At 65.0% G+C, this 12,192-nt stretch carries 11 protein-coding genes; 2 read left to right on the top strand and 9 right to left on the bottom strand.

Annotated elements, in window-relative coordinates; translation table 11 throughout:
- Nucleotides 1-7 precede the first annotated feature (7 nt).
- Genes sohB through G3T16_RS20660 form a run of 5 tightly spaced genes read right to left on the bottom strand, consistent with a single transcriptional unit; the run spans nucleotide 8 to nucleotide 3,741 of the window.
- Nucleotides 8-1,063, bottom strand: a complete 1,056-nt coding sequence (gene sohB, locus G3T16_RS20680; RefSeq protein WP_163496870.1) for a protease SohB — start codon at nucleotides 1,061-1,063, stop codon at nucleotides 8-10.
- Between the two features lie 5 nt (nucleotides 1,064-1,068).
- Complete coding sequence (gene nudC, locus G3T16_RS20675; RefSeq protein ID WP_163496869.1) at nucleotides 1,069-1,887, bottom strand: NAD(+) diphosphatase; 819 nt, start codon at nucleotides 1,885-1,887, stop codon at nucleotides 1,069-1,071.
- Nucleotides 1,884-2,609, bottom strand: coding sequence for a DNA polymerase III subunit epsilon (gene dnaQ / locus G3T16_RS20670; protein ID WP_163496868.1), 726 nt, complete (start codon nucleotides 2,607-2,609; stop codon nucleotides 1,884-1,886). The genes nudC and dnaQ overlap by 4 nt, the downstream gene beginning before the upstream one ends.
- Nucleotides 2,609-3,085 carry a ribonuclease HI gene (gene rnhA, locus G3T16_RS20665; protein WP_163496867.1) on the bottom strand — a complete coding sequence of 159 codons (477 nt, stop codon included), beginning with the start codon at nucleotides 3,083-3,085 and terminating at the stop codon, nucleotides 2,609-2,611. Before rnhA ends, dnaQ begins: the two co-directional genes overlap by 1 nt.
- Nucleotides 3,082-3,741 carry a class I SAM-dependent methyltransferase gene (locus G3T16_RS20660; RefSeq protein ID WP_163496866.1) on the bottom strand — a complete coding sequence of 220 codons (660 nt, stop codon included), beginning with the start codon at nucleotides 3,739-3,741 and terminating at the stop codon, nucleotides 3,082-3,084. Before G3T16_RS20660 ends, rnhA begins: the two co-directional genes overlap by 4 nt.
- 524 nt (nucleotides 3,742-4,265) lie before the next feature.
- Here G3T16_RS20660 and G3T16_RS20655 point away from each other — a divergent pair.
- Together G3T16_RS20655 and G3T16_RS20650 are read left to right on the top strand one after the other, a co-directional pair.
- Nucleotides 4,266-5,486 carry a LysM peptidoglycan-binding domain-containing protein gene (locus G3T16_RS20655; RefSeq protein ID WP_232059193.1) on the top strand — a complete coding sequence of 407 codons (1,221 nt, stop codon included), beginning with the start codon at nucleotides 4,266-4,268 and terminating at the stop codon, nucleotides 5,484-5,486.
- The gene (locus G3T16_RS20650) at nucleotides 5,470-6,624 is read left to right on the top strand and encodes a methyltransferase (protein WP_163496865.1); all 1,155 of its coding nucleotides are present in this window, start codon (nucleotides 5,470-5,472) and stop codon (nucleotides 6,622-6,624) included. The genes G3T16_RS20655 and G3T16_RS20650 overlap by 17 nt, the downstream gene beginning before the upstream one ends.
- 112 nt (nucleotides 6,625-6,736) lie before the next feature.
- On the opposite strand, the gene G3T16_RS20645 is transcribed toward G3T16_RS20650, so the two are convergent.
- Genes G3T16_RS20645 through G3T16_RS20630 form a run of 4 tightly spaced genes read right to left on the bottom strand, consistent with a single transcriptional unit; the run spans nucleotide 6,737 to nucleotide 12,166 of the window.
- Nucleotides 6,737-9,481, bottom strand: a complete 2,745-nt coding sequence (locus tag G3T16_RS20645; RefSeq protein WP_163496864.1) for a UvrD-helicase domain-containing protein — start codon at nucleotides 9,479-9,481, stop codon at nucleotides 6,737-6,739.
- Complete coding sequence (locus G3T16_RS22670; protein ID WP_163496863.1) at nucleotides 9,478-10,113, bottom strand: PD-(D/E)XK nuclease family protein; 636 nt, start codon at nucleotides 10,111-10,113, stop codon at nucleotides 9,478-9,480. The genes G3T16_RS20645 and G3T16_RS22670 overlap by 4 nt, the downstream gene beginning before the upstream one ends.
- Nucleotides 10,114-10,136: 23 nt before the next feature.
- Entirely contained in the window at nucleotides 10,137-10,907 is a 771-nt protein-coding gene (locus G3T16_RS22665) for a PD-(D/E)XK nuclease family protein (RefSeq protein WP_163496862.1), read from the bottom strand.
- Nucleotides 10,853-12,166, bottom strand: coding sequence for a hypothetical protein (locus G3T16_RS20630; protein ID WP_163496861.1), 1,314 nt, complete (start codon nucleotides 12,164-12,166; stop codon nucleotides 10,853-10,855). Before G3T16_RS20630 ends, G3T16_RS22665 begins: the two co-directional genes overlap by 55 nt.
- Between the last annotated feature and the right edge of the window lie 26 nt (nucleotides 12,167-12,192).

Below are 12,192 nucleotides of genomic sequence, written 5' to 3'. Positions count from 1 at the left end.
TCCGGGGCTAGGCATGCGGGCCGCGGTTGTGTTGCCACAACTTCAGCACTGCGCGTTCGATAGCGCTCTCCGCGGCCAGTCCCAGTTTCTCCTGCCAGTGTTTTTTCTGCACAAAACGCACCTCGAACACATCCTTGTCCTTGAGTTGCTGCTGGACAAAGGCATCGCTGGTTTGCAGCTCGTCGACCAGGCCGACCTCCAGTGCATCGCGGCCGTACCAGATTTCACCGGTGGCCACCTTCTCCACATCGAGGGCCGGGCGGTTTTCACCAATAAAGGTCTTGAACAGCGTGTGGGTGGTCTCCAGGTCCTCGACAAATTTTTCGCGTCCCTTGTCGGTATTTTCTCCGAACAGCGTCAGAGTGCGCTTGTATTCACCAGCGGTGAGCAGTTCGAAGTCAATATCGTGTTTTTGCAGCAGGCGGTGGAAATTGGGAATCTGGGCCAGGACGCCAATGGAGCCAATCACCGCGAAGGGAGCACTGATGATTCTCTGCCCGACACAGGCCATCATGTAGCCGCCACTAGCCGCGACCTTGTCCACCGCGACAGTCAGGGGCACTTCCGCATCGGTGATCCGCCGCAACTGGCTGGAGGCCAGGCCATAGCTGTGCACCAGCCCGCCCGGGCTTTCCAGGCGCAGCAAGATTTCGTCGCCGGGGCGTATTTCCGGCAGTACCGCAGAGATCTCCTCCCGCAGATGCTCGGTAGCGCTGGCCTTGATATCGCCGTCAAAATCCAGCACGTAGAGACGTTTGCGCTCGGTCTCCGGTTGTTCCTTGCCGGATTTGGCGCGCTTCCTGGCCGCCTTCTGCTCGGCTTTTTCCGCCTTGCGCCGGGCCTTCATTGCAGCCTTGTATGCATCGGGAGCATTGACCGTATGGCGAATGACGTCGCTGGTATGACGGTATTTCTCATTCAGCTTGCGAATCTCGATATGGCCGTGCTGGTCCATTTTATGGCGCTGGCTGATCGCGACAATACCGCTGATCACCAACAGGATAGCGGCGACCAAAGTGATTGCCTGGGCCAGAAACAACCCATATTCGTACAGGTATTCCAACAGTCTTACTCCTGTGTCAATTCTTGTATGTAGTGGCGGATGAGCTGGCCGGCGATGGAAGCGGGCGTTGGAGTCCGGGGCAGCTCGCGGTAGTGGAACCAGCCGGCGTCAGCGATCTCCGCAGGTTCGCAGACAATGTCGCCGCCAGCGTAGTCAGCAAAAAAGCCCAACATCAGCTGGCTGGGAAATGGCCAGGATTGCGATCCGAAATAGCGCAGCCGGCCGACCTCGATACCGACCTCCTCCCGCACTTCCCGCCGCAGCGTTTCCTCCGCGCTCTCGCCCGCCTCGATGAAGCCGGCCAGCGTGCTGTACATGTTGCCGCGGAAGTTGGCGTGGCGGGCGAGCAACATCTGCTCGCCCCGGGTTACCAGCACGATGATGCAGGGATTGATCCGTGGGTAGTTTACCGTGTGGCAGGGCAGGCAGCGCATGGCCCGCTCCTGCCGATCCAGCACCATGCCCTCGCCACAGCGACCACAGTACTGGTGATCGCGCTCCCAGGCCAGCAGCTGGGAGGCCCGCCCGGCCAGCGCAAACAGCGACTCATCGCCTCGCCCGAGCAGCTGGTACAGGTTGCCCTGCTGGAATCGCATCGGATCCAGCTCCGCGGTTTCGTCAATCTCCACCGCGAAGCAGGGCCGTTCCTGCCAGTAGCCCAGAAACTGCTCGCGCAGCACCTGCCAACCGGCGCGCTGCATCTGTTCCCGGGGCAGCAGCAGCTGGGTGGCTCGCAGATCGGTTACCAGCTGGTCCCGCCGGAACACCAGGTGCAGGGCGCCCTCGCTGGATACGGGCGGGCTGTTGTGAGGGCGGAAGCTCATGCCTCCACCCGCTCGCGCCACAGTACCGTGCCGCCACTGCTGCGGGCGATGGCGTCGAGCTGGGCCTCGTGGGCCGCCAGCTCGGCTGCACTGGCAGGGATAACAGGCAGCGGCGCCCGTTGCGCCGGCAACCGGCGAATGCCCTCGGAACGCCCCTCGCGCCCCTCCTCCGTGGGACCGTTGTCCGCCAGTTGGAAGGCGGTCTGGCCGCCGGTCATGGCCAGGTAGACGTCGGCCAGAATCTCGGCATCCAGCAACGCACCGTGCAGGTCGCGCTGGGAATTGTCCACCATGTAGCGCTGGCACAGGGCATCCAGATTGTTGCGCTGCCCCGGGTGCTTGCGCCTTGCCATTACCAGCGTGTCGGCAATCTGGCACAGCGATCCCAGCCCGGCGTGTGTCTCCTGCCAGCGCCGCAATTCTGCATCCAGGAAGCCGAGATCAAAAGGGGCATTGTGGATCACCAGCTCAGCGCCACTGACAAAGGCCAGAAAATCATCGGCAATCTGGTGGAACAGGGGCTTGTCGGCCAAATACTCCGCCGTGATGCCGTGGACTTCGATCGCACCCTGGTCAATGTCGCGCTCAGGGTTGATATAGCAATGGAAATGGTTGCCGGTCAGGCGCCGGTTGACCAGTTCCACGCAGCCTATTTCGATGATGCGGTGCCCCTGGCTGACCTCCAGACCAGTGGTTTCGGTATCCAGTACGATCTGTCTCATCAAGTCTCCGATGGTTGCGCGGCAGCGCCGAGGCGGGGCCGGCCGCTGAGTTCATCTATCCCGCGGTTGGCCAGACGGTCCGCAAGATCATTCTCGGGATGGCCACTGTGACCCTTTACCCAGTGCCAACTGATCTGATGGCGTTGATTCTGCTCATCCAGGGCCCGCCAAAGGTCTTCGTTCTTGACTGGCTTGCGGGCGGCTGTTTTCCAACCCTTGGCCTTCCAGTTCTGCAGCCACTGGGTAATGCCATCGCGAACATATACGGAATCGGTGGTCAACATCACCTCGCAGGGTTCTTTCAGGGCCCTCAGGGCCTCGATCGCGGCGCGCAGCTCCATCCGGTTGTTGGTGGTCATTGGCTCGCCCCCGAACAGTTCCCGCTCGCGGTCTCCGAAGCGCAGCAGGGCTCCCCAGCCCCCAGGCCCCGGATTGCCGCGGCATGCGCCGTCAGTATAAATTGCAACTGTTTTCATTCTGATCTGTTCCTGTTACGCGGTGTTATTGCCGGTTTGGGGACCACCAGGCCCATCAGGCGCGCGCTGCGCGGCTCTGGTCGCAACGGCCGCACCTTGCCGGATACCTGTTTGATCGCCCGCAGCGTATAGACGCTGCCAAAAGGCAGGCCATGAGCCTCGCTCCAGGCATTCAGGCGACGGGCATAGTGCCCCAGCCGTCCTTCGCCGACAACCGGCAACGGCGCCAGAAAACGGCTGTCCTGCTCTTCGCAGTCGAGCAGGTGCAGCCAGTCCAACAAGCGGTTGCGACTCACCGGCCGCAGTGCACGCCACAGCGGATTGCCGGCCACTGCACGCAGGCGCTGGACCGCACCCAACAGGCTGTAGGGGTTGAAGCCGACCAACAGCAACTGGCCCTGAGGTGTCAGCACCCGGTGCATTTCGCGCAGTACCTGGTGGGGGTTGTCGCCGAATTCCAGACAGTGGTGGCCTATCAGTACATCGATACTGTCACTCTCCAGCGGCAGTTCGGCATGTTCCGCCACCAGGTTGATCAGCTCACCCCGCTGGGGCGCGACATACAATTGATGGCGTATGCGACTGTTCTGGAACAACGGTTGCTGCCGGGTGTAGCCCAGCTGCAGCAGATGGTAACCAAAGGCCGTCTCCAGCACCGGCTCCAGTGTTTCCCGGATACTGGCATACAGATTCCTGCCCGGTCGCGCTGGTACCAGGATTCCAGTTGCGTCAAAATGTCGCTACACTCGCTCATCGTTTCCTGGGAGCCCGGCATTTGGGCGCTGTCTGGGCAAACGACCATGTTACTGTATTTTTAACGGTTTGGAACGTTATCCATGGAGCCTGCATCCGCAGTCAACGAGGCCACAGGCCGACTTCGTCACCGCATTCAGACGGCTGGCGAACTGTGCGGGCTGCAGCAGTTCGCGCAGAGTATGATCCTGCAGCTTCAGCAAAACCGGCTGGGCCGGGACCGGCGCCGGACTTCTTCACCGCCCCAACCCGGGATGCGCATGTTTTGATAAAATCAAATAAATTCAATTTGTTACGTGCATTAATTACTTTAATTTCTAGTTTTATCGCAATCTCCGGATGTCAGCAACTGCCGAGTACCGGGGAAAGCAGGCAAGCCGCTCCCGAACCGATTGCAGCAAAGGCCACCCTGCCCCGCAAACCCATCGTGGCGCGTAGCAGCCGCCGTGACAGCCCCACTGAACCCAGTGCTCTTCGCCCCGAAGACCACGAAGATCTGTGGTCCAGAATCCGGGCTGGTCTGTCCTGGGAGGCGCCGGATGATGGCATGGTGGAGGAAGCGCTGGCCCAGTATCTGGCTCAGCCGGCCTACCTCGATGTCATCGGCGAGCGCGGCGCGTTGTATCTGTACCATATCGTCCAGGAGGTGGAGCAACGGCAGATGCCGTTGGAGCTCGCTCTGCTGCCGCTGGTGGAAAGCACACTCAACCCCTACGCCCGCTCACCCCAGCACGCCCTCGGGCTGTGGCAGATCATGCCGGCCACTGGCAAACACCTGGGAATCAGCAGTGACTGGTGGTACGACGGGCGCCGTGATATTCGTGAATCCACCGCTGCGGCGCTGGACTATCTGCAGAGTCTGCACGACACCCTGGAGGGCGACTGGATGCTCGCAATCGCCGCCTACAATGGCGGTATCGGCCGTGTCACCCGGGCCATTGCCAGGAACGAGGCTGCGGGCAGGCGCACCGACTTCTGGTCGCTGCCGCTACCTCCGGAAACCAGAGCCTATGTACCGCGTCTGATCGCACTCAGCAATCTGGTGGCCGACCCCGAAGCCTGGGACCTGGCGTTGCCGCCACTGGCCAACGCCCCGGCATTCGTGGCGGTAACCACTACCGGTCAGGTCGAGCTTGCCCGGGCGGCCGAGCTGGCCGGCATGGAGCTGGCCCGGTTGCAGGCGTTGAATCCCGGTCATCTGCGCTGGGCCACTGCCCCAGAGGTGTCCGAGTTGCTGGTGCCGCCGGAGCGGGCGAGCACGCTGCGGCGCCGGCTGGCCTCACTGGACCCGGATGAACTGGTTCAGTGGCAACGCTACCGGGTACGCGCCGGTGATACCCTGGGCCACATTGCGCGCAAATTCGGAGTCGAGGTCGGTGCGTTGCAACAGGCCAACAAACTGCGGGGCAGCCTGATTCGCGCTGGCGCCGACCTGATGATCCCGCGCGGCGGCAGTCCGGGCCGCACCCTCGCGCTGGCTGGCGCCGTGGAGCCACAGGCTTACCGGGTCCGCCGCGGCGATTCCCTGTACCGCATCGCCAACCAGTTCAAGGTCAGCATCGAGGACATCATCTCGTGGAATGCGCTCAACCCGCGCGCCTACCTGCAGCCAGGACAACGTCTGACCCTCTATGTCGGAGGCCAGTGATCCCGCTTCGGCCACCGGCGTCGAATCCGATTATGAGACGCCCTTTGGCCGCTTTAATCTGATTCGCTATCCCGCCCGGCGCAAGGAAATGCTGCGGGCCTGGTGTGGTGCCGACACCCTGTTGCTGGAGACGGTGGCGGAGTCTGGCCTGGGCACCGCCTTCGTCCTCACCGTCAATGATGAACACGGTGCCCTGAGCCTGCCGCTGGCGGCCACGGCGCTGTGGACTGATTCGGCCCTGGCTGCGCTGGCACTGGAGGCCAACCGGCAGCGCAACGCCAGCCCTCCGCCCGCGATAATCTGGAGCGTGGATCTGCCGACCGCGCCGCTGCCGCTGGTGGTGCTGCGGGTACCCAAACACAAGGCTCTGCTGGAATATCAGCTCAGCCGGCTGGCTCCGCTGATGCCCGACGGTGCCCGGCTGCTGGCAGCGGGCATGGACAAACACTTGCCGGCGGACACCCGGGTCACAATCGAGTGCTATATAGGTCCCACCGATTGCCTGCCGGGACGCCACAAGGCCCACTGTTTCAGCGCGCGCCGGGATGATCGCGTCGCGGCCCCGATTGAAGCCTGGACTCAGTACCGCTGTGAGCCGCTGGGAGCGAACCTCGCCTCCCTGCCCGGCGTCTTCAGCCGCGCCAGGCTGGATAGTGGCAGCCGCCTGTTGCTGGAGCAACTGGAGCAGTTGCGTCCGGTCCAGCGGCTGGCGGACCTCGCCTGTGGCAATGGCGTGCTGGGACTGGCTGCGCTGCAACGCGGGCTGGCCCGGGAGCTGCTGTTCTGTGATGAATCAGCGATGGCGCTGGCATCGGCGCGGGTAAACCTTGAACGGTTGGCACCGGAAATGGTCGCCAGCGCGGTGTTCCATCACGGCGATGGTCTGCGGGACTGGAAGGGCCCCGCAGCCCAGCTGATTCTCTGTAACCCGCCCTTTCACCTGCAACATACGGTCGATGATTATGCCGGTCGCCGGCTGCTGGCCCAGGCCGCCACCGCGCTGGCACCCGCGGGCGAACTCTGCCTGGTGGCCAACCGGCACCTGGACTACCGGCCTGCGCTGCAGCCCCATTTTTCCCAGATCCGGGAATTGGCCCGCAACCGGAAGTTCACCGTGTATCTGGCCAGGCGTCGCTGACCCGGGCTGGTACTCCTTCAATATAATCTTGAAGGAGTACCAGGGACCGCGCTCCGCCCAGTTCCTCTCAGCTGTCCTCGGCGGATGACCAGCCAAGGCGCAACCAGGGTTGCTACTTGGGCAAGCTGGCCAGCCGCAACAGCAGCGCCGGATTCTGCGCCGGGCTGTCCTGGCCTGCCTGCGGCTCCTCGCCCGCATGCACTACCGCCTGGGCCGCCAATGGTTGCCACAGGGGATGCAGCAACGCGTTGGCCGAGGGCGGCCGCAGTTCCCCGCTGGCCGTATCCTGCGCCAGACAGGCGGTAAGCTGCAGTCGCTGTACCGCCCTGGTGGCTCCCACGTACAGCAAGCGTGCGTTTTCTGCCCGGCTCTTGCGCTTGCGCACCCGCTGCAGCGTGTTGTAGAGCCCCGGGGTGCCGGGTTGACTGTGGTCGTCGGTCGCCAACAGAAAACGGCGCTCGCCACGGGCGTCGGTGTAATCGTCCCACAACAGTACCGGGCGCTCGTCGGGCCGGGTGGCCGCAGCCAGCGCCGGCAGGATCACCAAATCGAACTCCAGCCCCTTTGCCCGGTGCAGGGTCATCACCTGCACCCGGGCCGCGGGATCGCCCGAGTGAGCATATAGGGAAGCCAGACGCCGGCGCAGCCATGGGATATCCAGGCCCCGGCCTTCGCTGTCAGCCTGTTCCAGCAACTGCAGGAACTGCTCCGCATTGTGCAGTCCGGTCTCGTCCACGGCGCAATCCGGCCCGCCCAATTGCAGCCACAGTTGTTCCACCCAGACCCGCAGCGCGAGCCGATCGCGGTTGCGCTGCGCCTGCTGCAGAGCCGTCGCGACATGTCCAGCGCGCAGCCGGCCATCCTCGCTCAGTGCGGCCAGCAAACCGGGATGCTGCAATGCCGCGGCCACGCTGCCACCCTGCCCGGCCGTGCCCCAACGCGCCACCCGCAACAGGTCGGCCAGCAACAGGCCACACCAGGGCGCGCGCAGTACCGCCAGCCAGGCAATCCGGTCGGCGGGATTGGCCAGCGCCCGGCACAGGGAAAACAGATCGGCCACCACCGCAGTTGTCGCGAGAGCGTCGATGTCCTGGGCATTGTAGTTGACGCCCCGGCTGCGCAGCGCAGCCAGAATGGGCTGTAGCTGGCCGCGGCTGCGGGCCAGAATGGCAATGCTGCCGGTCTGGCGCTGGGCAAGCGCAGTGGCAACCTCGTCGCCTATGAATGCCGCTTCCCGGTGCCGGCTGTTCGCGCCGGTGAACACATCCACCGCCACGGCCGCGTCGGCGCTCGCGTCCCGGGTGGCCACCGCTGGCGCGAACGCGATTTCGCCGCGCACACTGTTGTCGCGGGCGGGAAATGCCTGCCGGAAGTGCCGGTTGACCCAGGCGACGATGCCCGCCTGTGAGCGGAAATTACAGTTGAGCTCCAGATGTTCGGGCAGGACCCCGTTGAAGCCCTCCTCGCGGGCGCGCAGGAACAGGCTGACATTGGCATCGCGAAAACCATAGATCGATTGCATGCCGTCGCCGACGATCAGGAAACTGCGGGGCTGGCGCGGATTGAGCTGGTTGTGATCGCCCCAACCGCGGGTCAGGCGCTGCAACAGCCGGAACTGGTTGATCGCGGTATCCTGGAACTCATCCACCAGCAGGTGCTCGATACGATAGTCCAGGCGCAGAGCCAGGTCGGTGGGGGCATCGTCCTCGCCCAGTGCCTGCAGCGCATGGAGTGCAATCTGGGTATGGTCGACTTCGCCCCGGCGCTGGAAGACCAACAGCAACTGGGCCGCCAGTACCGGCAGTACATGAAACAGGTGCAGCAGCAGGCGCCAACCCTGATCGCCGGAGGCCGGGGCCGGCAACACCTCCAGGTCCAGCAGTGCCTCCCGCAGCGACTCCTGCCCCGCCAGTTCCGCCAGCAGTGCCTGCATCCGCGCCTTCCAGTCCTGTTGCGGACCGCGTCCGGCGGGAAAACCCTGCCGCACGTCGACCTTTTGCCGCCATTGCCCGTCCTGTTTCAGCAGCAACTGCCGCAGCTCCCGCCAGCGGGGCAGCTCTGCGGGATCGGCGCCGGGCAGCGCGGAGGGGCTTTCCCGGCCGAGCTGGGCGGCGGCGAAAGCCTGCAGCGCCAGCAGCTCTTCTGCCCACGGAGCCAGCGCCGTGCGCAGCGCCGCCAGCGCGTCGCCTACCATGGTTTCCACCGTCGCCGTCAGCAGCTGCTCGGCGTAGCCCGGTTCGTGGCGCAGACCGATGTAGTCCTGCCACTGCTCCCGCCGCGCCAGCATCGCCACCAGCAAACCCTGCAGACGCTTCCAGTCATTGTCGAAATGCAGCAACAACGCCCGCAGGTCGGCGGCCACCGGCCGGTTGTCATCGAGCTGTGCGAACAGTCCCGCGACCGCTTCCAGATACAGCTCCCCGGCGTCATCCACCGCGGCGGCCTGGCCACCGAAGCGTCCCAGGATCGGCATCTGCCGGGTGAGCGTATTGCAGAAGCCGTCTATCGTGCGGATGTTGAAGCGGGCAATATCCCGCAGCAGCTGCCATTGTTGCCGGCGCTCCCAGGCCAGTGCGGCCAGCGCGAGGTCGCGGGTGCGCTGCTGGTGGGGCCCGGTCACCGGCTCGGCCGCAGCCGCAGCCTGCAGCGCGGCCAGCACTCGTTCGCGCATTTCGGCTGCGGCCTTGCGGGTGAAGGTGATCGCCAGCACCTGCTCGGGGCGCTCCACTCGCGGCAACAGTGCGAGATAGCGCTGGATCAGCAGTTCTGTCTTGCCTGATCCGGCCGGCGCACTGACACAGAAGCTGCGGGCAGGATCCAACGCCCGCTCTCGTTGTGGCGCATCATTGACACTCATGCGCCGGCCTCATTGCAGGATTCTGCCCGGCGCTGCTCGATCCGGCACAGGGCCTGCAAGCCGCAGTGGCTGCAACTATTGGCAGTAAGCGGGTCCACTGCCGCCTCGCCATTGACAAATGCCGCCGCCAGCGCCTCTACAACGTGCTGCCACGCGCTCAGAAGCGCTGCCCAGTCCGGGCTGGGCATCCGCCGCCGGGTCCGGGTCTCGATATCGGTATCGATGCCCGGGCCCACCTCAGTGCGCGCCAGACCGGACAATTGACAGGCCCGCTCCCGGACCGCGGCGAAGGCCAAGCCCGCCGGCGGGCTGTGTGCCGCCAGCCCGTACAGTGGCAGCTGGGGCTTGGCGGGACGCGGACCCAGCCAGTCAGCGATCGCCGCAGCGCCGGATTTATAGTCGATAATCACGCTGGAGCCATCTTCAAGCTCGTCGATGCGATCCACCCTCAAAGCCAGCTCCAGGCCTGCGAGTTGCACACTCGCCGGCGCCTCCCGTGCTACCACCCTGAACGGAAGCCGTTCCCGTTCCAGGGCCAACCACTCCTGCAGCAGCCGGATCAGGCGCTGTGCTTCCAGCTGGCACAGCGCACTGCCCAGCGCCTGCCGGCGGCGGACCGGCACTGTGTCCATCGCCGCCCTCGCGGCCCCGGTAATTATCGCTTCCAGCCCTGCCGGGTCCTGTCCCAGCAGGGTTTGCTGATCGCGCAGCTGGCCCACAACTGGTACAGGGCGGCATGCAACACAGTACCCCGTTCGGCCGCAGACAGGCCGGGCTCCGGCTGCGGCAGCGGCCGCAGCTGCAGGCGGTGGCGGGCGAACGCGCGAAACGGACAGTGGGACTGGTCTTCCAGCAAACCACTGCCGCCACCCAGGGTCGCCCTTTCAGTATCGTGCAGCGGCGGCGCCAGCCGGTCGTCAAGCAGCTGCAGCTGCCCGTGGGCGGTACGCGCCGCCCAGACAGGATCGAGGACAGGCGGCCCACTGGTGGCGACGGTGCGAAATTGCGCCAGCAGCGGACTGGGCAATTCCGGTACGCCGTCGCGCTGGGCGCTGTAACTGGCCAGCAACAGGGGAGTGGCGCGCTGGTAGTGACGCAGCAGAGTGTCGGCAAAGGCCCATTCCCGCTCGGCACCGGCGTGAGGCATTTCGTGGCGCCGCTGCAGGCTCAGCGGGATAAACGGCTGCGGCCGCGCCGGTGCCGGCCACTGGCTGGCCTGCATGCCGCACAGCCAGAGCGCATCAAAACGCAGCCCGCTGGCTTCCAACGGGCCCAGGACCTGAATGTTGCTGTCTTCCGTTTGCGGCTGAAACAGCTTTTCAGCAGCGCAGCGGCGCAGCAGCTGCAGCGCCTCCCGATAAGTGAGCGGTGCTACCAGCAGGTCGAAGCTGGCGTAGTACTGCAGCAACTCCCGCCACTGTTCCAATTGCTGGAATTCCAGTGAGTCCAGCCCCTGCCCGGCCACTGCCAACCTTCGAGCCGGCGCTGCAGCAGCTCCGCCCAGGCCGAAGGCAGCCGGCGGCCTCCGCCGGTGCCCAATGCCCTCAGCTGCCGCAGGATCTGTACCAGTCCTAACTCACGCCACTGTGGTCTGCCCTCCTCGATCTCCGCCAGCAACTGCTGCAGGCTGAGAGTCTCCCTGAGCAGGTCGTGGCAGTGCGCAAGCAACTGCAACTGGGCGGCGCTGTCGCGGTCCGGCAATACCAGGAATCGGGACTGCAGTAGCGGACCCAGAGCCGCCACTGCGATACCGTCGGATTCCAGCGCCAGTACCTGCAGCGCATCGCGCACCAAAGGCACCTGCGCCAGCGGAGTACCGGCGGAAAAATTCACCGGCAGGCTGTGATAGCGCTTGCCCAGGCAATCGAACTCGCGTCGCAGCAGATAATCCAGTGCGGCACGCTCCCTCCCGGTATCCGCCAGCACAATCCCGATGCTCGCAGTGGGACGCTCCCGGGCCAGCTCCGCCGCCCAGCGCGCCACGGCCGCCAGCTCCGCCCGCGCATCCTCGCAACGCAGCAGGCGGCATTCCGCCACCACCGATTCGGCGTCCATATGTTCCAGGCTGGCCGCCTGCGTCCGCAGACAGCGTCGATACAGCGGCGGCAGCGTATCGAACTCCAGCAGCGCGAGCCTGGGGCCGGTGGCGGACTCATGCTCGAGGCCCGCCAGTTGCTGCAATGCGTCGGCGGCGGTCGCCAGCCGTTGCCGCTGCAAGCGCACCGTGAAGGCCTCGCACCAGCGCAGGAAGGTGGCACAGTCCTCGTCAAACTGGAACAACTGGTGCACGGCCGGATCCTGCAACTTGATATCCCAGCGCAGTAACGTGTCCCTGGCGCGCGCTGCGAGTTTCGCCGCGGCACCGGGCTGCAGCAGGTCGTAGCCGCCCTGTCGGGACTGGTCGGCGGCGATCACCTGCCGCCACAGCTCCTCCGCCTGGCCGCTGGACAACAGGGTCTGAGAGTCCAGCAGACCCTGCTGCACTGCCTTTTGCCAACGCTCCTGCAGCCAGGTCTCCAGAGCGTGAATCGGCAACAGATCCGCGTCCTGCAGCTGCTCTTGCCCGTTGCCAGCCTCGCCACATTCGACCCGCAAGCGGCGCGCCAGCCGCTGATTGGGGGTCAGCAGGATGTAACCGGCGGCGATAAAGCGCTGCAGTGTGCTGCTGTCGTAAAGGCTGGGCAAACTCTCCCCCGGGGATGGTCGCGGCG

It is taken from the genome of Kineobactrum salinum (assembly GCF_010669285.1).
Lineage (GTDB): Bacteria > Pseudomonadota > Gammaproteobacteria > Pseudomonadales > Halieaceae > Kineobactrum > Kineobactrum salinum.
The sequence above is the reverse complement of the archived record's forward strand: the minus strand, read 5'-3'. Positions and strand labels throughout refer to the sequence as shown.